Source organism: Kitasatospora sp. NPDC101108 (genome assembly GCF_055584725.1).
Map to the genome: position 1 here is coordinate 20,385 of NZ_JBVJLM010000023.1, position 23,064 is coordinate 43,448.

Consider the following 23,064-nt stretch of genomic DNA (forward strand, 5'->3'; position numbering starts at 1 on the left):
GCGCCTCTCGGCCGTACGCGGTGGCCTGGCGCCCCGTCAGGACGGTGGCCCAGGGGGTGGACGGCCGTCCGGCCGCCGCACCGCACCGATGCTCCCGTTCGGGACCCTACACCAAATCCGTCACTCAATGACACGCACACTCAACTTAGAGTAATGGCGACAGAGCGGGGAAATGCACCCGATTCCGACCGGGAGGCCCGGTTGGCGGCGGCGCGCGGGCAGGGGCTCACGCGGCGCGCACGGGAGCACGCGACGGCGCCCGCCCCCGCGGCCGCCCTGGTCGCCGACCGTACGGGTACGGTCGGCGACCTGCGGGTTCACCGTCCCGAGGGGACCAGGTCGTCGGGGAACAGCCGCAATCGGTGGGTCAGCGCGGCCGCCTCGCCCCGGCCGCCGACTTCGAGCTTGCCGAGGATGTTGGACACGTGCACGCTTGCGGTCTTCGGAGAGATGTACAACTCCTCGGCGATCTGCCGGTTGGTCCACCCCCGCGCGAGCAACCGGAGCACGTCCCGCTCACGGGGGGTGAGCCCGAAGGAGTCCCCGACGGCCGGCGCCGGGGCGGCCGCGGCGGCCGGGCGCGCGGCCGGGGTCAGGGTGAGCCCGGCCCGCTCCGCCAGAGCGGCGATCCGCGCCCCGAGCGGCCGGTCGCCCCGGGCGTCCGCCAGTTCGGCCGCCTCGCGCAGCAGTTCGGTCGCGGTGTCCCGTCGGCCGGCCCGCACCTGCGCCTCGGCGCCGCGCAGCAGCGCGAGGGCCAGCGGGTACGGCAGGCCGGTCGGCCGCAGCTCGGTGACCGCCCGCGCCCACTGCTCCGGCGTGTCCGCGGCCGCCGCGCGGGCCAGTTCGGCCTCCAGCAGCCTGCTCCAGCCGTGGTGCAGCGGCGACCGGGGCCGCAGATCGGCGGCCGCGGCGGCGATCGCGGCCAGCACCTCGGCCCGGCCCGCCTCGGCCTCCGGCAGCCCCAGGCTGTCCGCCTCCACCCCGGCGGCCTCCACCAGCAGCGGGTAGACGTCAAAGTCGTAGCCGAGCCGCCCCTCCTCGGCGAGCGCGGCGAGCAGTTCGGCCCGGGCGTCCAGCGGCCGCCCGCCGTACGCGGCGAGCCGGACGGCCAGCAGGCTGATCGGGACGCTGTGCTGTGGCTGGCCGACCCGGTTCGCCGCCCGGGCCTGCGCCAGCAGCGTCGCCGCGCCGGCGAAGTCCCCCCGCAGCAGGGCGAGGTCACCGCGCATCCGGTCCAGGAACTCGGCGTGGGAGCCGGGCAGGCCGATCAGCTCGCTGGCGGCGAGCACTTCCTCGGCCTCCCGGACCCGCCCGAGGTCGGCCAGCGCCTCGACCAGGTTGCCGGTCAGGATGTTGCCGATGTTGCGCTGCAGCCCGTTGCCGTCCGCGTACTCCAGGCCCTCCCGGGCCAGCCGGACGGCCTCCTCGGCCCGGCCCAGTCCGCGCTGCATGCTGGCCAGGTTGTTGATGCCGCGCAGCAGGAGGTCCGGCACGCCCAGCTGCCGGGCGCGCTCGACGGCCGCGGTCAGCTCGGCCAGCCCGCCCTCGGCGTCGCCCAGGAGGTCGTGGCGCAGGCTGCCGAGGGTCATCCGGGCGTGCACCTCGACCGAGTGCGCGCCGACCTGTTCGGCGATCCGGATCGCCCGCTCGGCCAGTTCCAGGTGTTCGAGGCGGGGCGACCTGACCACCGCGACCCCGGCGGCCAGGGCGAACACCTCGGCCTGCACGGCGGACGGCGGCAGGCCGTCCACCAGCCGGTGGGCGCGGGCGATCTCCTCGTCGTCGCCGGAGCGGCGCAGATTGCCCAGCATCCGGGCCCGGTTGATCCGGAACCAGGCCGAGCGCACCGGGTGCTCTGCCTCGTCGACCAGCCGCAGACCGCGCTTGGCCAGGCTCAGGCCGCGCTCCCGGTCGCCGCAGCGCCGGGCCGCGACCACCGCCTCGGCCAGCACGTCGACCAGCTGGATCCGGTCGCACTCGGCGCCGGCCGGGCTGTGGTCGCAGGAGCCGGGCGGGTAGGTCTCGGCCCAGTCGTACGGGCGCAGGGTGTGCGCCAGGACGTCCTCGGAGACCTGGTCCCACAGCTCCAGGGCGCGCTCCAGCATGCCGAGTTGCTCGGCGAAGGCGTTGCGGCGCCGGGCGGCGCGGGCGGCGTCCAGGGCCGTCGGCAGGGCACGCGCCGGGTCGTGCGCGTGGTACCAGTAGTTGGCCAGCCGGGCGGGCAGCGCGTCGGCGGGGACGAGTTGCGGCCGGGCCTCCACGGCGAGCGCGAACTTGCGGTTGATCCGGTGCCGTTCGCCGGGCAGCAGGTCGTCCGAGACCGCCTCGCGGACCAGCGCGTGCCGGAAGCGGTAGCCCTCGCCCTCGCTGTCCGGGCGCAGGATGTTGGCGCCGACGGCCGCCCGCAGCGCCTCGATCAGCGCCTCCTCGTCATCCTCCAGGACGGCGGCCAGCAGGGCGTGTTCGACGTGCGAGCCGCCCTCGGCGGCGATCCGCACCACCCGCTGGGCCTCCTCGTCCAGCCCCTCGACCCGGACCAGCAGGATGTCCCGCAGCGAGTCGGTCAGCCCGGCGCCGCAGCCGTCCTCGAAGGCGGTGGCCAGCTCCTCGACGAAGAACGGGTTGCCCTCCGAGCGGCGGAGGATGCGGTCCACCAGCTGGCGGTCGGGGGCGGCGGTGCCGAGGATGCCGGCCAGCTGGGCCGCGACCTCGCGGCGGCCGAACCGCTCCAGCTCCAGCCGTTGGACGGTGCGCAGCCGTTCGAGCTCGGCCAGGAAGGGGCGCAGCGGGTGGCGGCGGTGCAGGTCGTCGGTGCGGTAGGTGGCGACCAGCAGCACCCGGGAGCGGTGCAGGGTGCGCACCAGGAAGGCGAGCAGTTCCCGGGTGGAGCGGTCGGACCAGTGCAGGTCCTCGACGGCGAGGACGAGGGTACGGTCCGCGCCGAACCGTTCGAACAGTCTCGCGGTGTGCTCGAACAGTCGGGCCCGGCCGTACTCGTCGTTGGGTTCGCCGTCCGCCTCGCCGAACTCGGAGAGCAGCCGGGCGAGATGGCCCTCACTGCCGGCCGCAGCGGCCTCGAACTCGGCGCCCAGCGAGCGGTGCAGCCGGCGCAGCGCGGCGGCCAGCGGAGCGTACGGGAGTCCCTCGGCGCCGACCTCCAGACAGCTGCCGAGCGTGGTGACCGCTCCGCCGTCGCAGGCCCGCTGGAGGAACTCCTCCAGCAGCCGGGTCTTGCCGATGCCGGCCTCGCCGCCGATCAGCACGGCCTGCGGGCTGCCGGTGCCCGCGCGGCGCAGCGCGTCGGTCAGTTCGGTGATCTCGCTGCCGCGGCCGACGAAGACGGGACTGACCGATATCTGCTGCATGGAGGCGAGCATGCCATAGCCGGAGCCGCCGGTGAGAGGGGTTATCTCCCCCGGCGAACGCCCGGAGGGGGAGGCGCTCTCCCGCGGCGCCTCCCCCTCCGGAACTCCTTCGGCACCGTCGAGGTGCCGCACCGTCAGCATTCCGGCTGACGCACGGGGCGCCGCTGGAAGCGGGCGGCCACCGGGCGGCGGCGGAGGCGGCCGGCCTCCTTGGCCTCGCGGACCAGACGCTCGTGCTCGGCGCGCAGTTCGAGCTCGTGGGCCTGCTGCTGGATGAGCTGGTACTCGATCACTTCGGGTTCCCCTTCGGGTTTCACCTTCGTTTCCCTGACGAGTAAGAGCTTCCTCCCCCAGAGGGGGGTGCCACATCGGGAGCGTGCCCCATCTTCCGAAGGTCTGATGCCTTAGATGGGGCGCCAGAAAAGGCTTAAGGCCCCGTCTCACCTAGATACATAGGTGAGACGGGGCCTTAGGCCTTACTTAGAGGGCCTTAGACGCCTTAGATGCCTTAGGAAGGCGGGCTTGACCGCCCAGGACCCCGACAGCTCTCGACCGCTCAGGCGGAGACGCCCAGCTTCTCAAGGATCAGATCCTTGACCCGGGCGGCGTCCGCCTGGCCACGGGTGGCCTTCATGACCGCGCCGACCAGCGCGCCCACGGCCGCGACCTTGCCGTCGCGGATCTTGGCGGCCACGGCCTCGTTCTCGGCGATCGCCTGGTCGACGGCCGCGCCCAGGGCGGAGTCGTCCGAGACCACGGCCAGGCCGCGCTTCTCGACGACCTCGTCCGGCTCGCCCTCGCCGGCCAGCACGGCCTCGATGACCTGACGGGCCAGCTTGTCGTTCAGCTTGCCCTCGGCGACCAGCGCGGTGACCCGGGCGACCTGCGCCGGGGTGATCGGCTGCTCGGCCAGCTCGGTGCCGGTCTCGTTGGCGCGGCGGGCCAGCTCGCCCATCCACCACTTGCGGGCCTGGTCGGCCGGGGCACCGGCCGCGATGGTCTCCTGGATCGGCTCGACCGCACCGGCGTTGAGCACGGACTGCATGTCCTTGTCGGACAGGCCCCACTCGGCCTGCAGCCGGGCGCGACGCACCCGCGGCAGCTCCGGCAGCGCGGCGCGCAGCTCCTCGACCCACTCGCGGGAGGGGGCCACCGGCACCAGGTCCGGCTCCGGGAAGTAGCGGTAGTCCTCGGCGTTGTCCTTGATCCGGCCCGAGGTGGTGGTGCCGTCGTCCTCGTGGAAGTGGCGGGTCTCCTGGACGATGGTGCCGCCGTCGGTCAGCACGGTGGCGTGGCGCTGGATCTCGAACCGGGCGGCCCGCTCCACGCTGCGCAGCGAGTTGACGTTCTTGGTCTCGGAACGGGTGCCGAAGGTCTCGGTGCCGTTCGGGCGCAGCGACAGGTTGACGTCGCAGCGCATCTGGCCCTTGTCCATCCGGGCCTCGGAGACGCCCAGGGACTTGATCAGCTCGCGCAGCTCGGCGACGTACGCCTTGGCGACCTCGGGGGCGCGCTCGCCGGCGCCGACGATCGGCTTGGTGACGATCTCGATCAGCGGGATGCCGGCCCGGTTGTAGTCGAGCAGCGAGTGGGTGGCCCCGTGGATGCGGCCGGTGGCGCCGCCGACGTGGCTGGACTTGCCGGTGTCCTCCTCCATGTGGGCGCGCTCGATCTCCACGCGGAAGGTCGAGCCGTCCTCCAGCTGCACGTCGAGGTAGCCGTTGAAGGCGATCGGCTCGTCGTACTGCGAGGTCTGGAAGTTCTTGGGCATGTCCGGGTAGAAGTAGTTCTTCCGCGCGAACCGGCACCACTCGGCGATCTCGCAGTTCAGCGCCAGGCCGATCTTGACCGCGGACTCCACGCCCACCGCGTTGACCACCGGCAGCGAGCCGGGCAGGCCCAGGCAGGTCGGGCAGGTCTGGCTGTTCGGCTCGGCGCCCAGCTCGGTCGAGCAACCGCAGAACATCTTGGTCTTGGTACCGAGCTCGACGTGGACCTCAAGGCCCATCACCGGGTCGTACGACGCGAGAGCGTCCTCGTAGGAGACCAGGTTCATGACGCTCACAGCGTCCCTTCTCAATTCTGAAGACTCGGGAGGTACGGGCCCGGCCGCCGCGTGGCGCGGGGCCGGGCCGGGGCACTCGGCTCGGCTCAGCCCAGCAGCACGTCGTCGGAGCCCAGCTGACGGAGCTCCCGCACCAGCAGGGCGGTGCCGGTGATCAGCGCGGCGGCGCCGACCAGGGCGTTGACCAGCTTGAGGGTGTCGTTCTCCTCGCGGGCCTTGCGGACGTCCTTGACGACGGAGACCGCACCGAACGCGCTGGTGCCGATGGACAGCCAGAGGCCGGCCTTCGAATGCTTCCACCCCTTGAGCGAAGCAGTCTGGGCCTTGGCCTTCTCGATCTTGCTCACAGTGCCGGTACCTCCTCCAGCAGGGTGTGCCCCCACTTGTCGTTGAGTGCGGCCTCGACGGCGCCGCCCACTCGGTACAGGCGGTCGTCCGCCATCGCGGGAGCGATGATCTGCAGGCCGACCGGGAGATTGTCCTCCGGGGCCAGGCCGACCGGCAGCGACATGGCCGCGTTGCCCGCCAGGTTCGACGGAATCGTGCACAGGTCGGCCAGGTACATCGCCATCGGGTCGTCGGCGCGTTCGCCGATCGGGAAGGCGGTGGTCGGCGTGGTCGGCGAGACCAGGACGTCCACACCGGCGAAGGCGGCGTCAAAGTCGCGCGAGATCAGCGTGCGCACCTTCTGGGCCGAGCCGTAGTAGGCGTCGTAGTAGCCCGAGGAGAGGGCGTAGGTGCCCAGGATGATGCGGCGCTTGACCTCGTCGCCGAAGCCGGCCTCGCGGGTCAGCGCGGTGACCTCCTCGGCCGAGCGCGAGCCGTCGTCGCCGACCCGCAGGCCGTAGCGCATGGCGTCGAAGCGGGCCAGGTTGGAGGAGCACTCCGACGGGGCGATCAGGTAGTACGCCGGCAGCGCCAGGGTGAAGGACGGGCAGGACACCTCGACGACCTCGGCGCCCAGCTCGCGCAGCACCTCCACCGACTCGTTGAAGCGCTGCATCACGCCGGCCTGGTAGCCCTCGCCGGCGAACTCCTTGACGACGCCGATCCGCATGCCGCGGATGTCGCGCATCTTCGCGGCCTCGACCACGGCCGGGACGGGCGCGTCGATCGAGGTGGAGTCCAGCGGGTCGTGCCCGGCGATGGCCTCGTGCAGCAGCGCCGCGTCCAGCACCGTCCGGGCGCACGGGCCGCCCTGGTCCAGGCTGCTGGAGAAGGCGACCAGGCCGTAGCGGGACACCGAGCCGTAGGTCGGCTTGACGCCGACGGTGCCGGTGACGGCGCCGGGCTGGCGGATCGAGCCGCCGGTGTCGGTGCCGATCGCCAGCGGGGCCTCGAAGGCGGCCAGCGCGGCGGCCGAACCGCCGCCGGAGCCGCCGGGGATGCGGGTGAGGTCCCACGGGTTGCCGGTCGGGCCGTAGGCGGAGTTCTCGGTGGAGGAGCCCATCGCGAACTCGTCCATGTTGGTCTTGCCGAGGATGACGACACCGGCGTCCTTGAGACGGCTGGTCAGGGTGGCGTCGTAGGGCGGGATCCAGCCCTCCAGCATCTTCGACCCGCAGGTGGTCGGGATGCCCTTGGTGGTGAAGACGTCCTTGAGCGCGAGCGGGACGCCGGCCAGCGGGCCCAGCTCCTCGCCCTTGGCGCGCTTCTCGTCGACGGCCCGGGCGGCGGCCAGCGCACCCTCGGTGTCGACGTGCAGGAAGGCGTTGACCTTCTTGTCGACGGCCTCGATGCGGTCCAGGTGCGCCTGGGCGACCTCGACGGCGGACACCTCGCCCTTGGCGATGGCGCCGGCGGTGTCGGCGGCCGTCCACTTAATGATCGACGTGGGGATCATCTCGGTCATCTCGGTCAGTCCTCCCCGAGGATCTGCGGCACACGGAAACGCTGCTCCTCGGCGGCGGGGGCGCCGGACAGCGCCTGCTCCGGGGTGAGCGACGGCCGCACCTCGTCCGCGCGCATGACGTTGGTCAGCGGCAGCGGGTGGGAGGTCGGCGGGACGTCCTGTCCGGCGACCTCGGAAACGCGGGCGACCGCGCCGATGATCACGTCGAGCTGCTCGGCGAAGTGGTCCAGCTCTTCGGGCTTCAGCTCAAGACGCGACAGCCGGGCGAGGTGGGCGACCTCCTCGCGCGTGATGCCAGGCATGCAGCGATCCTCAGGGTGAGTTCTGGTGAGACCCGGCGACGCCTGCGGCGGTGCCGGGCCCGGGCAGGAGCGGCCGGGTTCGGCGCTCCGTCCTCATGGTCTTTGGACCCCATCCTATGGGGCCCGACCCGGCCACCGGCCAACGAGTAACCGCGCAGCCGCGTCACTGGGGCCTGGTACGGGCCCAACCCTGGGTGCCGGGCGCCGTGACGCCCAGCGGCGCGGCCGGGATCGCCTGGCTGCGCTGCACGGCCTGGACGGCCTGCGGCAGCACCGGCGGAAGGGTCGGCGGCAGCACCGGCGGCCGCGCGGCGGGCTGGACCGCCGGCTTGATCGCGGAGGGCTGGGCGACCGGCTTGATGATCGAGGGGAGCTGCGGCGGGGCGCCCAGGCGCTCCACGGGCGGGGCGCCGGTGGTGCGGTGCACCCGCAGCCAGGCGGTGGCCTGCTCGGCGGGCAGCGCGGCCGACACCAGCCAGCCCTGGACGGCGTCCACGCCCATGCGGTGCAGCCGCTCCCAGGTCTCGTCGTCCTCGACGCCCTCGGCGACCACGGTCAGGCCGAGCGAGTGGGCCAGCTCCACCGAGCAGCGGACCACCGCCGCGTCGTGGTCGTCGGCGACCATCCGGGAGACGAAGGAGCGGTCGATCTTCAGCTCGCCGACCGGCAGGCTGCGCAGCCGCACCAGCGAGGAGTGGCCGGTGCCGAAGTCGTCCAGGGACATCCCCACGCCGTAGCCGCGCAGCTCGGCCAGGGTGTCGGCGGCGCGCCGGGAGTCGTCCAGCAGCAGCCGCTCGGTGATCTCCAGCTGGAGCGCGTGGGCCGGCACCTGGTGGCGGACCAGGTGCCCGGCGACGCGCTGGGCGAAGCCGGGGTTGAGCACGTCGCGCGGTGAGACGTTGACCGCGACCTGCACCTGCAGGCCCTGGTCGCGCCAGTAGGCGAGCTGGCCCACCGCCGCCTCCAGCACGTAGTCGGTGAGCCGCGGCATCAGGCCGCTGGACTCGGCGAGCCCGACGAACTCGTCCGGCGAGACCTTCCCCTGCCCGGGCCGCTCCCAGCGCAGCAGCGCCTCCAGGCCGACCACCCGGCCGTCGAAGGCCACCTTCGGCTGGTAGTGCAGCTGCACCTCGCCGGTCTCCAGGGCCCGGCGCAGGTCCCCGAGCAGGCCGATCCGGTACGGGGTGTCGGCGTCCTGGGTCTCGTCGTACTGGGCCACCCCGCTGCACTCTCGCTGGGCGTGGCCCATCGCCACGTCGGCGCGGCGCAGCAGCGACTCGGCATCCTGGGCGCCCTGCGGGTACACGCAGACGCCGGCGCTGGCCTCCAGCACCAGCAGCAGCCCGTCCAGGCGGATCGGCGCGGCGAGTTCGGCGATCAGCGCCTTGGCCACCCGCTCCAGGCTGTCGGGGCAGTTGATGCCGGGCATCAGGACGGCGAACTCGTCGCCGCCCATCCGGGCCACCATCGGGCGGCCGCGACGGTAGTGCCGGGGCAGGCCGACGAAGACGTCGTCGATGGACTCCCGGGTGGCGCTGCCGGCCGGGCCGCCGGAGCGCAGCGCCCGGTGGAGTCGGCGGGCGATGTGAACCAGCAGCCGGTCACCCGCCGTGTGACCAAGTGTGTCGTTGAGCGATCGGAACCGATCGAGGTCAAGCAGGATGAGACCGACGCTGTACCCCTCCTCGCGCTCGACGATCGCCTCCTGGGCGGCCAGCAGTAAGGCCTGACGGTTGGGCAGGTCCGTCAGCGGGTCGGTCAGCTGGTCGCGGGCGCGGTCGCGGGCGATCCGCCAGGCCGCCACCAGGACGGCCAGCGGCACCGCGAACAGCGGCAGCAGTTCGGGTTCGTACCGGTAGACCAGGACGGCCAGCGGGATGAGCGGCGCGGCTCCGGCCAGCAGCACGCCGAGCAGCAGGACCGCACCCGCCACCCCCTGCGGCGGGCGTGTGGGCGCGCCGCCGGTCGTACGATCCATAAGCCCTGTCCTCCGTCGGGCCCGCCCCGTCAGGCCGCCTTACGGTGAGGCACCGTGCTGGTACCGACAGCTGCCGGGCATGGAGCGACCCCGAGGAGCACCGGCTCAGCCGGTGCCCCCACCCCTGCTGACACTCTGTTGCGCTCCAGGGTATGCCGGGGTCCACCCGGTGGGCAGACTTTCGGACAACCGGAAACGCGCCACCGCGCCCGGGTGTCACACAGTGACACAATGCCCGCTTTCACTGAACGGCACCCGGTGACGTTGCATCAGGACGATAACAACACGGATCCGGCCACCGGCCGCTCGGGTCCGTTCCGGATCAGCCCTCGGCGGGGGTGTCGGCCGGCCCGGCGGCCTCCTCGGGCTCCGGAAGTCCCAGGTGGGCGCGGGCCGCCGACGGTCCGTCGGCCAGCAGCACGGCGAAGCCCGCATCGTCCAGGACCGGCAGTCCGAGCTGAACGGCCTTGTCGTACTTGGACCCCGGGTTGTCACCGACGACCACAAAATCGGTCTTCTTCGAAACCGAACCGGTCACCTTCGCTCCGCGCGAGGTCAGCGCCTCCTTGGCGCCGTCCCGGGTGTGGCCGGACAGCGTCCCCGTCACGACCACGGTCAGGCCCTCCAGCGGGCGCTCCGCCGCCTCCTCGTCCGCGAACTCCTCGGTGAAGCGGACGCCCGCGGCGCGCCACTTCTCCAGGATGTCCCGGTGCCACTCCTCCTCGAACCACTCCTTGATCGAGCGGGCGATGGTCGGCCCGACCCCCTCGACCGCGGCCAGCTCCTCCTCGGTGGCCGAGAAGACCCGGTCCAGGTCACGGAACTCCCGGGCCAGCTCCTGGGCCGCGACCGGGCCGACGTGCCGGATCGACAGGCCGTTGAGGAAGCGCCACAGCGGACGCTCCTTCGCCCCCTCCAGGTTGTCCAGCAGCGTCCGGAGCGACTTCTTCGGCTCGCCCTTGGTGGTCGCGAAGAAGAACACCTCCTTCTCCTTGCCGGTCCGGTCGTCCAGCTTGGGCATGCCGGTCTTCTGGTCGCGCACCAGCACCTTGATCGGCAGCAGCTGCTCCTCCGTCAGCCCGAAGACGTCGCCCTCGTTGCGCACCGGCGCCTCGGCCGGCTCCAGCGGCTGGGTCAGCGCCGTGGCCGCGACGTACCCGAGCCCCTCGACGTCCAGGCAGGAGCGCCCGCCGAGGAAGGCGATCCGCTCCCGGATCTGGGCCGGGCAGTGCTGGGCGTTGGGGCAGCGCAGGTCGATGTCCCCCTCGGACATCGGACGCAGCTCGGTGCCGCACTCCGGGCAGTGCGAGGGCATCACGAAGGCCTGCTCGGTGCCGTCCCGCAGGTCGTAGACCGGACCGAGGATCTCCGGGATGACGTCGCCGGCCTTGCGCAGCACCACGGTGTCGCCCAGGAGCACGTCCTTGGCCTTGACGATCTCCTGGTTGTGCAGCGTCGCGTACTGCACCATCGAGCCGGCCACCTTCACCGGCTCGGCCAGCACCGCGTACGGGGTGGCCCGGCCGGTGCGGCCGATGCCGACCTTGATCTCGGCGAGCTTGCCGGTCACCTCCTCCGGCGGGTACTTCCAGGCGATCGCCCAGCGCGGGGACTTGGAGGTGGTGCCGAGCCGGCCCTGCAGGGCGATCTCGTCCACCTTGACCACGACGCCGTCGATCTCGTGCTCGACCGAGTGCCGCTGCTCGCCGAAGTGCTTGATGAAGGCCCGGACCTCGGCCAGGCTCCCGACCACCTTGTTGTGCCGGGCGGTGGGCAGGCCCCAGTCGTGCAGCAGCCGGTAGGCGTGCGACTGGTTGTCGATGTCGAAGCCGACCCGGGCGCCGATGCCGTGCACCACCATGTGCAGCGGGCGGGAGGCGGTGACGTGCGGGTCCTTCTGGCGCAGCGAACCGGCGGCCGCGTTGCGGGGGTTCATGAACAGCCGGATCATCGCCCGGGGCCGCTTGCCCTCCTTGGCGCGCTCCTCGTTCTCCTGCCGGCGGCGCTCGTTCTCCTCCGAGAAGGAGGCGTTGAGCGCGAGGAACTCCTCGGTCGGGAAGTAGACCTCGCCGCGGATCTCCACCAGCTCGGGCACGTGGTCGCCCTTGAGCCGGTGCGGGATCTCCTTGATGGTGCGGATGTTGGCGGTGATGTCCTCGCCGACCCGGCCGTCGCCGCGGGTCGCCGCCTGCACCAACTGGCCCTTCTCGTAGGTGAGGTTGACGGCCAGGCCGTCCACCTTGAGCTCGCACAGGTAGTGGTAGTCGATGCCGTGCAGCTCGGTGGCGACCCGGTCCGCCCAGGCGCCCAACTCCTCGTCGTCCATGGCGTTGTCGAGGCTGAGCAGGCGCTCGCGGTGCTCGACCGCGGCGAACAGCGCGGTGGGGGCGCCGCCGACCCGCTGGGTCGGCGACTCCGGCGTCACCAGGGCAGGGTGCTCGGCCTCGATCGCCTCCAGCTCACGCATCAGCGCGTCGAACTCGGCGTCGCTGACGACCGGCGCGTCCTGCTCGTAGTACCGGGCGCGGTGGTCGGTGATCTCCTGCGCCAGCTCGGCGTGCCGTCGGCGCACCTCCGCCGGAACGTCCTCCCAGCCCTCGACAGCCGTCACCGCAAGCCCTCCTACGTTCTCATTCCGGGTTGTCCACCAGGCTCCGCGCCGCCCGCGCCGCGAGCGACAGCGCCCTGCGCGCGTACGCCGGGGAGGCCCCGGCCAGCCCGCAGGCCGGCGTCACCAGCACACGGCGGCCCAGCAGCTCCGGAGCGAACCCGAGCCTGCGCCACAAGGTCCTGACTCCCTGGACACTACCGGCCGGGTCGGACACCGCCTGGTCAGTGGCGGGGACGACACCAGCGAGGATCACCGTGCCGCCCTCCACCGCCTCGCCGAGGTCGTCGTCCTGGCGCTCGGTGAGGAGGGAGAAGTCCAGCGAGATCCCGGCGACCCCGGCCCGGCGCAGCAGCGGGACCGGAACGTCCGGGGCGCAGGAGTGCACGACGACGGGCGCGTCCAGGCCTCGGATCAGCTCCCGCAGCACCTCCTCGGCGACCTGCCGGTCCACGGCGCGCAGCCGCTGGAAGCCGCTGGCGGTCCTCACCTGCCCGGCCAGCACGGCGGGCAGGGAGGGCTCGTCCAGCTGGAGGACCACCTCGGCGCCCGGCACCCGCTTGCGGACCCCCGCCAGGTGGCGGCGCAGGCCCTCGGTGAGCGAGCCGGCGATGTCCCGGCAGGCGCCCGGGTCGGCGAGCGCCTTCTCGCCGTGCTTGAGCTCGATGTTCGCCGCCAGCGTCCACGGCCCGACGGCCTGGACCTTCAGCGCGCCCTGGTGGCCCTGGGTGAACTCCTCCAGGGCGTCCAGGTCCTCGCCGAGCCAGGAGTGGGCGCGGCGGGTGTCCCGGCCGGGGCGGTCGGCGAACCGCCAGCCGCTGGGCTCGGTCTGCGCGAACAGCTCGACCAGCAGCCCGGCGCTGCGGCCGATCATGTCGGCGCCCGGGCCGCGCGCGGGCAGCTCGGGCAGGAACGGCAGGTGCTCCAGCGCGCCGGTGGAGGTCCTGGCGGCCTCCCGGGCGTCGGTGCCGGGCAGCGAGCCGACGCCGGTGGCGGCGCCGTGCAGGTCGGGGAAGGGGTGTCCGGTGCTCACCCGTCCGAGCCTAGTGCGCGGCGCCGCCTCCGTTCCTCGGAGCCCCGTTCAGTGCCCCGGGCGGACGGTGAGGTCGGTGATCTCGGCGTCCCGGGAGGCGTCCAGGGCGGCGAGGACGGCCTTCGCGACGGACTCCGGCTCGATCCAGCGGCCGGCGTCGTACTCCTTGCCCTCCTGCTGGTGCACCTTGGCCTGCATCGCGGTGGCGGTGCGGCCGGGGTAGACCGAGGTGACCCGGACGCCGTTGGCGTGCTCCTCGTGGCGCAGCGAGTCGGCCAGCGCCTTCAGGCCGTGCTTGCTGGCCGCGTACGCCGACCACTCCGCGTGGGCGGTGAGGCCCGCGCCGGAGTTGACGAACACCACGTGGCCCTTGGACTGCCGCAGCGAGGGCAGCAGCAGGCGGGTCAGCTCGGCGGGGGCGAGCAGGTTGACGTTCAGCGTCTCCTGCCAGGCCTTCACCGGCAGTTCGCCGACCGGGCCGAGTTCGACCACGCCCGCGACGTGCAGCAGCGAGTCGAGGGCGACGGGCAGCGCCTGGTGCCCGAACGCCCAGGACAGCTTGCCGGGGTCGCCGAGGTCCCCGACCAGGGTGCGGGCGCCCGGGAAGCGGTCGCGCAGCTCGGCGGCCCGGCGGGCGTCACGGGCGAGCAGCCAGAGCTCGTCCCCGCGCTCGGCGAGCTTCGCGGTCAGGACTGCGCCGATGCCGGATCCGGCGCCGGTGATCAGATGTACGGCCATGGTTCCGATCCTCTCAGGCCTTGAGCTGCACGAACACCTCGGCGGGCGTCTCGGCGAAGGTGACCAGCTCGGTGAGCGGGCGCGGCAGGAAGCCCTCGGCGTCCATCCGCTCCAGCTGGGTGCGCAGACCCGTGTAGAAGCCCTCGGTGTCCAGGACCACGACCGGCTTGTCGAACATCCCGTGCTTCTTGAGCTCCACCACCTCGGTGACCTCGTCCAGGGTCCCCATCCCGCCGACCAGGACGACGATGGCGTCCGCGCGGGCCGCGAGCTCCGCCTTCCGCTCGGCGAGATCGCGGGTCATCACCAGCTCGTCCGCGCCGACGTACCCCTTGTGCTTCAGCATCTCGACCAGCACTCCGACGAGCTTGCCCCCGGCGGCCTTCACCTCGTCGGCGAGCAGCCCCATCAGTCCGGCGTTCGAGCCACCCCAGACCAGGGTGTGCCCGCCCTCCCCGAGGAGCCGGGCGAACTCGGCGGCGGGGGCGGAGTAGCGGTCGTCGAGCGAGTACGCGGAGCAGAAGACGCAGATATTCATAGTGCCGTCTGGTCTATCACGACCCACCGCCCCCGCGTTCCCCGCCCGCGGCGCCGGGCCGGCGGCGTGGGCGGGATCACCGACATCCGCGAGGACGATCGATCACGGGTGCTGGAAGGACACCTCCGGGTTCGCCGCCGACGGGCCGTCGAGCAGGGGTTGGTGAATGCCCTTCAGGGTCCGGTCGAAGAAGGCTCCGACGTACTGCCGGGTCAGCTGCATCCCGCGCGCAGGCGAGGTGGTCGTCCCCGGGGGGAGCGGAAGGCCGGCCGCGGCGGCCAGGACCGGGACGTCGGTGAAGCTGGCGTGGTTGGCGCCCGCGACGGCCAGCCAGGGCTTGTACCCCTCCCAACCCGCCCAGGTCTGCCCCCAGGACTCGTCCCCGCCGCCGGCGGCGTGGTTGCTCTGCTTCCCGAACAGGAGGAACGAGCGCCCGTTGAGCTTGTCGGTCGGGATCGGCGGCCAGAACGTGCCGTCCATGTTCACCCCGGCCAGGATCCGCTGGTCCTCGGCCATCGCCGTCAGCGCCGACGCGCCGCCGATCGAGTGCCCGGCCATGCCGATGCGGTCGTGGTCGATCAGGTGGGTCAGGCGCCAGGCCGGGTGGTGCCCGGCCAGTTGGTCCAGGACGAAGGAGACGTCCTTCGCCCGGCTGTCCTGGAGCGAGTCCGGAGCGCCGGTGTCGCACAGCGCGCAGCCCGGGGTGCTGCCGTCGGCGAGCGTCTCACCGGAGTCCTCGTAGGTGTGACCGACCAGGGCCACGACGTAGCCGTGGCTGGCCAGGTCGGTCGCCAGACCGGTCAGCGTGGCGCGGGGGTTCTCGAAGCCCGGGGAGAGGACCACCAGCGGGAACTTCCCGCCGGCGGCCTTCGCGCCGGTGTAGGCGTGGGTGTCGATGTTCACGACGTCCTGCGGCTGGAGGCCGGTTCCGGCCGGGACCCGCGTCGCCACGAAGCCCTGCGCCTCGCCGAGGGTCATGTACGGAGCGGGCTGCCCGGTACCCGGCCGGGCCGGGTAGAACATCGACACCGCCAGCTGCCGCGGCCCGGCCGACGGCACCCAGGGGTCGGTACGGCTGTGGTCGGTCAGGCGCAGCACCTCCTCACCGGCCGCGTACTGTCCGGTCGGGCGGGGCAGTTCGGCGTGGAAGGCGGCGGGAGCAACCGCCTTGGACGCGAAGGAAGTTGCGGACGGCGACGGCGCGGCCGTCGCGGCCCCGGCCAGCGGAAGCGGCAGAGCGAGCACAAGGGCGGCGACGGCCGCGATGCGGCGGGATCGGTTCATGCCCCTGACGTTAGGTGCGCGGCCCGCACCCTCGAATCAGCCCGATGGATGCCTTCTCCGGCCGTGGTCATCCCGGCGGTTCAGCGGCGTCATCCGTGCGGATGACGCCGCCATGGCCCGTTCAGGCAGGCCCCGCTCAGGCGCGGACGGCCGGCCGCTCGGTGGTGGCGATGGTGGCGGAGCCGATGACGCGGGTGCCGTCGTAGAGGACGACGGCCTGGCCGGGGGCGATGCCGCGGGCCGGGGTGTCGAGGCGGACGTGGAGGGTGTCGTCGACCATCGAGGCGGAGACGGGCACCTCCTCGCCGTGGGCGCGGAGCTGGGCGGTGTAGCGCCCCTCGGTGAGGGGCTCGGTGCCGCACCAGCGGGGGCGGATGGCGGTCAGGGCGGTGACGTCGAGGCCCTCGACGGGGCCGACGGTGACGGTGTTGTTCACCGGGGAGATGTCGAGGACGTAGCGCGGCTTGCCGTCGGCGGCCGGGCGGCCGATCCGCAGGCCCTTGCGCTGGCCGATGGTGAAGCCGTAGGCGCCGTCGTGCTCGCCGAGCTTGGTGCCGTCGACGTCGAGGATGTCGCCGGTGGCGGTGCCGAGATGGCGGGCCAGGAAGCCCTGGGTGTCGCCGTCGGCGATGAAGCAGATGTCGTGGCTGTCGGGCTTCTTGGCGACGGCCAGGCCGCGGCGCTCGGCCTCCGCCCGGATCTCCTCCTTGGTGGTGTCACCGAGCGGGAAGAGGGAGTGGGCGAGCTGCTCGGCGTCGAGCACGCCGAGGACGTAGGACTGGTCCTTGGCGCCGTCCACCGCGCGGTGCAGCTCGCGCTCGCCGGAGGGCAGGTCGACGATCCGGGCGTAGTGGCCGGTGCAGACGGCGTCGAAGCCGAGGGCGATCGCCTTGTCCAGCAGCGCGGCGAACTTGATCTTCTCGTTGCAGCGCAGGCAGGGGTTGGGGGTCCGCCCGGCCGCGTACTCGGCGACGAAGTCGTCGATGACGTCCTCGCGGAAGCGCTCGGCGAGGTCCCAGACGTAGAAGGGGATGCCGATCACGTCGGCGGCCCGCCAGGCGTCCCGGGAGTCCTCGATGGTGCAGCAGCCGCGCGCGCCGGTGCGGAAGGACTGCGGGTTGGCGGAGAGCGCCAGGTGGACGCCGGTCACCTCGTGCCCGGCTTCGACGGCGCGGGCGGCGGCGACGGCGGAGTCGACTCCGCCGGACATCGCCGCGAGCACGCGCAGACGGCCGGTGGACGGAGTGGTCGGGGCACCCGGGAAGTCAGTCATGGTGAGTACAAGCGTACGGGGCCGCCGGACATGCCCGAGGCGGACCCTGACCCCGTACGGCGCCTACCGGCGTACCGTCGCCAGCCCCGCGTTGCGGGCCCGCTGCACCGCCGGGCCGATCGCGGCCGCCAGCGCCGTGCCGTCCTCGCGCACCGAGGTGTGCCCGAGCGAGAACCGCAGCGAGGCACGCGCCAGCAGCGGGTCGACGCCCATCGCGAGCAGCACGTGGCTGGGCTGCGGCACCCCGGCCGAGCAGGCCGAGCCGGTGGAGCACTCGATGCCCTGGGCGTCCAGCAGCATCAGCAGGGCGTCGCCCTCGCAGCCGGGGAAGGAGAAGTGGGCGTTGGCGGGCAGCCTGCCCTCCGCGGTCGGGTCGCCGTTGAGCACCGCGTCCGGGACGGCCGCCAGCACCCCGGCCACCAGCTCGTCGCGCAGCGCGCCCAGCGTCACCGCGTGCTCGGCCCGCCGCTCCACGGCGAGCGCCGCGGCGGCCGCGAAGCCGGCGGCGGCGGGGGCGTCCAGGGTGCCGGAACGCACGTCGCGCTCCTGGCCGCCGCCGTGCAGCAGCGGGACGGGCGTGGCGCCGCGGGAGAGCAGCAGCGCGCCGATGCCGAACGGGCCGCCGATCTTGTGGCCGGTCACGGTGAGCGCGGTGAGTCCCGACTCGGCGAAGGAGACCGGGACCTGGCCGAGCGCCTGCACCGCGTCAGCGTGCATCGGGATGCCGTACTCGGCTGCCACGGCGGCGAGTTCGCGCACCGGCTGGACGGTGCCGACCTCGTTGTTGGCCCACATCACGGTGACCAGGGCCACCGATGCCGGGTCGCGCTCGATGGCCGCCCGCAGTTCGGCGGGGTGCACCCGGCCGTACCCGTCCACCGGCAGGTACTCGACCGTCGCGCCCTCGTGCTCGGAGAGCCAGTGCACCGCGTCCAGCACCGCGTGGTGCTCGACCGGGCTGGACAGCACCCGGGTGCGGGCCGGATCGGCGTCCCGGCGGGACCAGTACAGGCCCTTGACCGCCAGGTTGTCCGACTCGGTGCCGCCGCCGGTGAACACGATCTCGCTCGGGCGGGCGCCCAACGACTCGGCCAGCGACTCGCGGGACTCCTCGACCACCCGGCGGGCCCGGCGGCCGGCCGCGTGCAGGGCCGAGGCGTTGCCGACCACCCCCAGGTGCGCCGTCATCGCGGCGATCGCCTCGGGCAGCATCGGCGTGGTCGCCGCATGGTCCAGGTATGGCATAACCATCCGATTGTAGAGGCCGTGCCCCGGGGCCCCGCCCGGTGCGCACCGATCCGGCCACCGGTGCGCACACCGGCGTCCGGCACTGGTTTGTACCACTGCACCGCCCAGCGGTTAGCCTGACGAACACTTCTCGAACGAGTTCCAGGGGGGCGTCCATGTCGCAGTCGGTCGACCGCGCACTGACGCTGCTCGGCTCGCTCGGCGACGGGCCGCTCTCGCTGGAGCAGGCCGCGGGCACCCTCGGGGTGCACAAGTCCACCGCGCTGCGGCTGCTGCGCACCCTGGAGGAGCACGGGTTCGTCCTCCGGCAGCCCGACCTGCGCTACCGGGTCGGCGGCCGGGTGCTCTCGCTGGCCCACCGCGCGCTGGAGGACTTCGACGTCCGGCAGGTCGCCGCGCCCTACCTGGCCGCGCTCAACGCCCGCTGCGGCTACACCGTCCAGCTGGCCGTGCTGCACGACGGCGAGGTGCTCTACCTGGACGAGGTGGGCCCGCCGCCGACCGCCCTGCCGCCCCGGATCGGGCGCCGCGCGCCGGTGACCGGGACGGCCGTCGGGCGGGTGCTGCTCGCCGGGCTGCCGGAGGACGGCACCCCCGAGGAGGAGCTGCCGGCCGAGCTGGCGGCGGTGCGCCGCCGGGGCTGGGCGGTTGAGTCGGCCGAGCACCGGGAGCCGGTGACCTGTGTGGCCGCGCCGGTCGCGGGCAGCGGCGGCCGGACGGTCGCGGCCTGCGCGCTGAGCGCCCCGGCCGGCCAGGTGCGGCCGGCCGAACTGGCCCGGATGCTGCCGGAGCTGCTCTGCACGGCCGAGGCGATCTCGCTCGCGTGCGGCGGCTCGCCTACTCCTCGCTGGTGCGAGAACCGTTGCGGTGCCAGGCCCGCGGGGCGCGCCAGCCGTACTTCAGGGCGAGCATCCGCAGCCCGAAGGCGGTGAGCGCGGCGGCGGTGCCGGTGGCGCCGGTGAGCCGGTGGGCGGCGATCAGCGCGGCCACCAGGGCGGCGCCGACCAGGGCCGGGACGGCGTAGATCTCGCGGTCCCAGCGCAGCAGCGAGGGGATCTCCCCGGCCAGCACGTCTCGGATCACGCCGCCGCCCGCCGCGGTCACCATGCCGAGCGCGACCGCGGCGACCGCGCCCAGCCCGTAGTCGTGCGCCTTGGCGGTGCCGGTGACGCAGAACAGCCCGAGGCCGAGGGCGTCCAGGGTCTGCACCGCGCGGTTGATCCGCTCGACCTCGGGGTGCAGGAAGAACACCACCAGCGCGGCCGCGAGCGGGGTCACGAAGTACCCGAAGTTGCTGAAGGCGGCCACCGGTGTCGCCCCGATGACCAGGTCGCGGATCACCCCGCCGCCCAGGGCGGTGGCCTCCGCGAGCACACAGATCCCGAAGATGTCCATGTTCTTGCGGACAGCGAGCAGCCCTCCGGAGAGGGCGAAGACGAAGATGCCGGCCAGGTCGAGCGATTGCTGCACGTCGGAGGGGAAGATCTGCGAGGTCACCACACAACTATGACCTGCCGCGGAACCTTCCCCTCCGCTACGGCCTCAGGCCTCCGGGTTCTCGGGGCCGTGCTCGGGGAAGTGACAAGCCACCTGGTGGCCGGTCTTCAGGGCCGTCAGCGGCGGCTCCTGGCTCGCGCACACGTCCTGGGCCTTCCAGCAGCGGGTGCGGAAGCGGCAGCCGCTCGGCGGGTTGATCGGCGAGGGCACGTCGCCCTTGAGCAGGATCCGCTCGCGGCCGCCGCTCTGGCGCCGGCGCGGGTCCGGCACCGGGACGGCCGACATCAGGGCGTTGGTGTACGGGTGCATCGGGCTGCGGTAGAGCGAGTCGCGGTCGGCGATCTCGACGATCTTGCCGAGGTACATCACCGCCACCCGGTCGGAGACGTGCCGGACCACCGAGAGGTCGTGCGCGATGATCAGGTAGGTCAGGCCGAGCTCCTGCTGGAGGTCGTCCAGCAGGTTGACCACCTGCGCCTGGATCGACACGTCGAGCGCCGAGACCGGCTCGTCCGCGACGATCATCTTCGGCTTCAGCGCGAGCGCCCGGGCGATGCCGATGCGCTGGCGCTGGCCGCCGGAGAACTCGTGCGGGTAGCGGTTGTAGTGCTCGGGGCTGAGCCCGCAGAGCTCCAGCAGGTCCTGGACGGCCTTCTTGACGCCGCCCTCCGGCTGGACGCCCTGGAGCCTGAACGGCGCGCTGACGATGGTGCCGACGGTGTGCCGCGGGTTCAGCGAGGAGTACGGGTCCTGGAAGATCATCTGGATGTCGCGGCGCAGCGGCCGCATCGCGCCGACGCCCAGGTGGCTGATGTCGGTGCCCTCGAACTCAATCTTCCCGCCGGTGGGTTCGTCGAGCCGGGTGATCAGCCGCCCCATGGTGGACTTGCCGCAGCCGGACTCGCCGACGACGCCCAGCGTCTCACCGGCGTTGACGGTGAAGTCGATGCCGTCGACGGCCCGCACCGCGCCGGTCTGGCGCCGCATCAGCCCGCCGCGGATCGGGAAGTGCCGGGTGAGGCCGGCCACCTTCAGCAGCGGCTCGCGCTCGGGCGCGGGCGCCGGGGAAGCCCCGTCTCCGTTCGAGAGCTGCGTGGCCCCCTGAGTGTCCGTCATCGGTTCTCTCCAGAATGGTGGTACGGGGCCGGGCTCACAGCCGGGGCGCGATCTCGTCGGCGAAGATGCGGTGCCGCTCGTCGGCCGGCAGGTGGCAGGCCGCGAGGTGCCCGGGAGTGGCCTCGGCCAGCACCGGGGCCTCGCTCGTGGAGCGTCCGCCGGTCAGGGCGGCGTACGGGCAGCGCGGGTGGAAGGCGCAGCCGGACGGCACGTTGATCAGGCTGGGCGGGGTGCCCTTCACCGGGACGAGCCGGTCCTGCAGCTCCCGGTCCAGTCGCGGCATCGACCCCAACAGGCCCCAGGTGTAGGGGTGTTCGGGCGCGTCGAAGAGACTCTCGGCGGGGCCGCGCTCGACGCACTTGCCGCCGTACATGACCAGGATGTCGTCGGCGAGCTCGGCGACCACCCCGAGGTCGTGGGTGATGATGATGACGGCGGAGCCGAACTCCTGCTGGAGGTCGCGGATGAGGTCCAGGATCTGCGCCTGGACGGTGACGTCCAGGGCGGTGGTCGGCTCGTCGGCGATCAGCAGCGAGGGGTCGTTGACCAGGGCCATGGCGATCATCGCGCGCTGGCGCATGCCGCCGGAGAACTGGTGCGGGTAGTCGTCCAGCCGGCGGTCCGGCTGCGGGATGCCGACCCGGTCGAGCATCTCGATCGCCCGCGCCCTGGCCTCCTTCTTGGTGGCCTTGGGGTGGTGCACCCGGTACGCCTCGATGATCTGGGCGCCGACCGTGTAGTACGGGTGCATCGCGGTCAGCGGGTCCTGGAAGATCATCGCCAGTTCGCGGCCGCGCAGTTGGCGCACCCGGTCCGGTCCGGCCGCGATCAGGTCCTCGCCGTCGAGCAGGATCTCGCCGCTGATCCGGGCCCGCTTGGAGCGGTGCAGGCCCATGATGCCGAGCGAGGTGACGGACTTCCCGGAGCCGGACTCGCCGACGATGCCCAGGGTGCGGCCCTTGTGCAGGTCGAAGCTGACCCCGTCCACCGAGCGGACCAGGCCGTCGTCGGTGTCGAAGTGGATCCGCAGGTCGCGGACGGACAGGAACGGGTCTCCCAGAGGAGCGGGAGCGGAGTCCGCCGGGGTCTTCTGGAGGTCGGTCACGAGAGCCTCACGCGGGGGTCGACGAGGGCGTACAGGAGGTCGACCACGAGGTTGCAGGCGACGATGAAGAAGGCGGCGAGCAGCGTGACGCCGAGGACCTTGGGCAGGTCGTTGTCGGTGATCGCCTGGACGGCGAACTGGCCGACGCCGTTGAGCGAGAACACCTGCTCGGTGATCAGGGCTCCGCCGAGCAGCAGGCCGAGGTCCATGCCGAAGATGGTGACGATCGGGGTGAGCGCGGAGCGCAGTCCGTGCTTGACGACGACCTTGCGCTCGACCAGGCCCTTGGCCCGGGCGGTGCGGATGTAGTCCTCGCTCATCGTCTCCAGCATGCCGGCGCGGGTGAGGCGGGCGTAGAGCGCGGAGTAGAGGAAGGCCAGCGAGATCCACGGGAGGATCAGGTTGCGGGCCCACATCAGCGGGTCGTCGGTGAAGTTGACGTAGTGCAGGTTGTCCAGGATCGGCCACTCGTAGCTGAACACCGTCAGCAGCAGGGCGCCGGTGAAGAAGACCGGCAGCGAGACGCCCGCCAGGGCGACGCCCATGGAGAGCCGGTCGAAGATCGACCGCGGCTTGAGCGCGGAGATCACGCCGGTGGTGATGCCGGAGATCAGCCAGAGCACCGCCGCGCCGATGGCGAGCGAGATGGTGACCGGGATCCGGCTGGTCATCTCCGGCCAGACCTCCAGGTGGTTCTTGAAGGAGTAGCCGAAGCAGGGCACGTGGCAGGTGGCCGGTTCCGGCCCGAACTTGTACTCGGCGCCGCTGACCAGCGCCTTCAGGAAGTTCCAGTACTGGGTGTACAGCGGCTGGTCGAAACCGAGGTTCTTCTTGACCGCCGCGATCGCCTCGGGCGACGGGTTCTTCCCGATGTACTGCGCGGCCAGCTGGTCGGTGGTCTCGCCGGCGATGCGCGGGAGCAGGAAGAAGATCGCGAAGGTGACCGCGCTGACGACCAGCAGCAGCACCGCGGCCGCGAGGATCCTGCGAACGATGTAGGCAAACACAGTTGGGCGGCTCCGGCGGCCCGCCGCCGTCCGGGATCTTCCGGACGGCGGCGGG

The 23,064-nt window shown here is 72.8% G+C and carries 18 protein-coding genes and 1 pseudogene; 1 reads left to right on the top strand and 18 read right to left on the bottom strand.

What is annotated here, in order from left to right; translation table 11 throughout:
- Positions 1–317: 317 nt before the first annotated feature.
- The 14 genes and pseudogenes from ACZ6Z8_RS32730 to ACZ6Z8_RS32795 form a co-directional block, all read right to left on the bottom strand.
- Positions 318–3,365 carry a helix-turn-helix transcriptional regulator gene (locus ACZ6Z8_RS32730; RefSeq protein ID WP_465613662.1) on the bottom strand — a complete coding sequence of 1,016 codons (3,048 nt, stop codon included), beginning with the start codon at positions 3,363–3,365 and terminating at the stop codon, positions 318–320.
- A 134-nt stretch (positions 3,366–3,499) separates the two neighbouring features.
- On the bottom strand, positions 3,500–3,658 hold the full coding sequence (locus ACZ6Z8_RS32735; RefSeq protein ID WP_465613663.1) for a hypothetical protein: 159 nt from the start codon (positions 3,656–3,658) through the stop codon (positions 3,500–3,502).
- Between the two features lie 263 nt (positions 3,659–3,921).
- Positions 3,922–5,430 carry an Asp-tRNA(Asn)/Glu-tRNA(Gln) amidotransferase subunit GatB gene (gatB, locus tag ACZ6Z8_RS32740; RefSeq protein WP_465613664.1) on the bottom strand — a complete coding sequence of 503 codons (1,509 nt, stop codon included), beginning with the start codon at positions 5,428–5,430 and terminating at the stop codon, positions 3,922–3,924.
- An 86-nt stretch (positions 5,431–5,516) separates the two neighbouring features.
- Complete coding sequence (locus ACZ6Z8_RS32745; protein ID WP_465613665.1) at positions 5,517–5,777, bottom strand: hypothetical protein; 261 nt, start codon at positions 5,775–5,777, stop codon at positions 5,517–5,519.
- On the bottom strand, positions 5,774–7,273 hold the full coding sequence (gatA, locus tag ACZ6Z8_RS32750) for an Asp-tRNA(Asn)/Glu-tRNA(Gln) amidotransferase subunit GatA (RefSeq protein WP_402819167.1): 1,500 nt from the start codon (positions 7,271–7,273) through the stop codon (positions 5,774–5,776). The genes ACZ6Z8_RS32745 and gatA overlap by 4 nt, the downstream gene beginning before the upstream one ends.
- Before the next feature lie 14 nt (positions 7,274–7,287).
- Entirely contained in the window at positions 7,288–7,584 is a 297-nt protein-coding gene (gatC, locus tag ACZ6Z8_RS32755) for an Asp-tRNA(Asn)/Glu-tRNA(Gln) amidotransferase subunit GatC (RefSeq protein WP_030057414.1), read from the bottom strand.
- Between the two features lie 163 nt (positions 7,585–7,747).
- A pseudogene (locus tag ACZ6Z8_RS32760) lies at positions 7,748–9,499 on the bottom strand (putative bifunctional diguanylate cyclase/phosphodiesterase); the annotation flags it as partial.
- A 385-nt stretch (positions 9,500–9,884) separates the two neighbouring features.
- Positions 9,885–12,173: an NAD-dependent DNA ligase LigA gene (gene ligA / locus ACZ6Z8_RS32765; protein ID WP_465613666.1), complete on the bottom strand. Its 2,289-nt coding sequence runs from the start codon at positions 12,171–12,173 to the stop codon at positions 9,885–9,887.
- Between the two features lie 19 nt (positions 12,174–12,192).
- Positions 12,193–13,203 (bottom strand): methionine synthase, encoded by a 1,011-nt coding sequence (locus ACZ6Z8_RS32770; protein WP_465613667.1) that lies wholly within the window; start codon positions 13,201–13,203, stop codon positions 12,193–12,195.
- A gap of 48 nt (positions 13,204–13,251) precedes the next feature.
- Positions 13,252–13,941 carry an SDR family oxidoreductase gene (locus ACZ6Z8_RS32775; RefSeq protein WP_465613668.1) on the bottom strand — a complete coding sequence of 230 codons (690 nt, stop codon included), beginning with the start codon at positions 13,939–13,941 and terminating at the stop codon, positions 13,252–13,254.
- 13 nt (positions 13,942–13,954) lie between these two features.
- Positions 13,955–14,479 (bottom strand): LOG family protein, encoded by a 525-nt coding sequence (locus tag ACZ6Z8_RS32780; RefSeq protein ID WP_465613669.1) that lies wholly within the window; start codon positions 14,477–14,479, stop codon positions 13,955–13,957.
- A 102-nt stretch (positions 14,480–14,581) separates the two neighbouring features.
- Positions 14,582–15,763, bottom strand: coding sequence for an alpha/beta hydrolase family protein (locus ACZ6Z8_RS32785; RefSeq protein WP_465613670.1), 1,182 nt, complete (start codon positions 15,761–15,763; stop codon positions 14,582–14,584).
- 136 nt (positions 15,764–15,899) lie between these two features.
- The gene (gene mnmA / locus ACZ6Z8_RS32790) at positions 15,900–17,036 is read right to left on the bottom strand and encodes a tRNA 2-thiouridine(34) synthase MnmA (protein ID WP_465613671.1); all 1,137 of its coding nucleotides are present in this window, start codon (positions 17,034–17,036) and stop codon (positions 15,900–15,902) included.
- A gap of 63 nt (positions 17,037–17,099) precedes the next feature.
- Positions 17,100–18,281 (bottom strand): cysteine desulfurase family protein, encoded by a 1,182-nt coding sequence (locus tag ACZ6Z8_RS32795; protein WP_465613672.1) that lies wholly within the window; start codon positions 18,279–18,281, stop codon positions 17,100–17,102.
- A 158-nt stretch (positions 18,282–18,439) separates the two neighbouring features.
- Between ACZ6Z8_RS32795 and ACZ6Z8_RS32800 the strand changes: the two genes are divergently transcribed.
- Positions 18,440–19,216 (top strand): IclR family transcriptional regulator, encoded by a 777-nt coding sequence (locus ACZ6Z8_RS32800; RefSeq protein ID WP_465613673.1) that lies wholly within the window; start codon positions 18,440–18,442, stop codon positions 19,214–19,216.
- On the opposite strand, the gene ACZ6Z8_RS32805 is transcribed toward ACZ6Z8_RS32800, so the two are convergent.
- From ACZ6Z8_RS32805 to ACZ6Z8_RS32820, 4 genes are read right to left on the bottom strand one after another with little or no spacing between them, the layout of a single operon-like run.
- Positions 19,122–19,781 (bottom strand): trimeric intracellular cation channel family protein, encoded by a 660-nt coding sequence (locus ACZ6Z8_RS32805; protein ID WP_465613674.1) that lies wholly within the window; start codon positions 19,779–19,781, stop codon positions 19,122–19,124. The genes ACZ6Z8_RS32800 and ACZ6Z8_RS32805 overlap by 95 nt on opposite strands.
- Positions 19,782–19,826: 45 nt before the next feature.
- Positions 19,827–20,897 (bottom strand): ABC transporter ATP-binding protein, encoded by a 1,071-nt coding sequence (locus ACZ6Z8_RS32810; protein WP_465613675.1) that lies wholly within the window; start codon positions 20,895–20,897, stop codon positions 19,827–19,829.
- Between the two features lie 34 nt (positions 20,898–20,931).
- Entirely contained in the window at positions 20,932–22,002 is a 1,071-nt protein-coding gene (locus tag ACZ6Z8_RS32815; RefSeq protein WP_465613676.1) for an ABC transporter ATP-binding protein, read from the bottom strand.
- Positions 21,999–23,009 carry an ABC transporter permease gene (locus tag ACZ6Z8_RS32820; protein ID WP_402819056.1) on the bottom strand — a complete coding sequence of 337 codons (1,011 nt, stop codon included), beginning with the start codon at positions 23,007–23,009 and terminating at the stop codon, positions 21,999–22,001. The genes ACZ6Z8_RS32815 and ACZ6Z8_RS32820 overlap by 4 nt, the downstream gene beginning before the upstream one ends.
- Between the last annotated feature and the right edge of the window lie 55 nt (positions 23,010–23,064).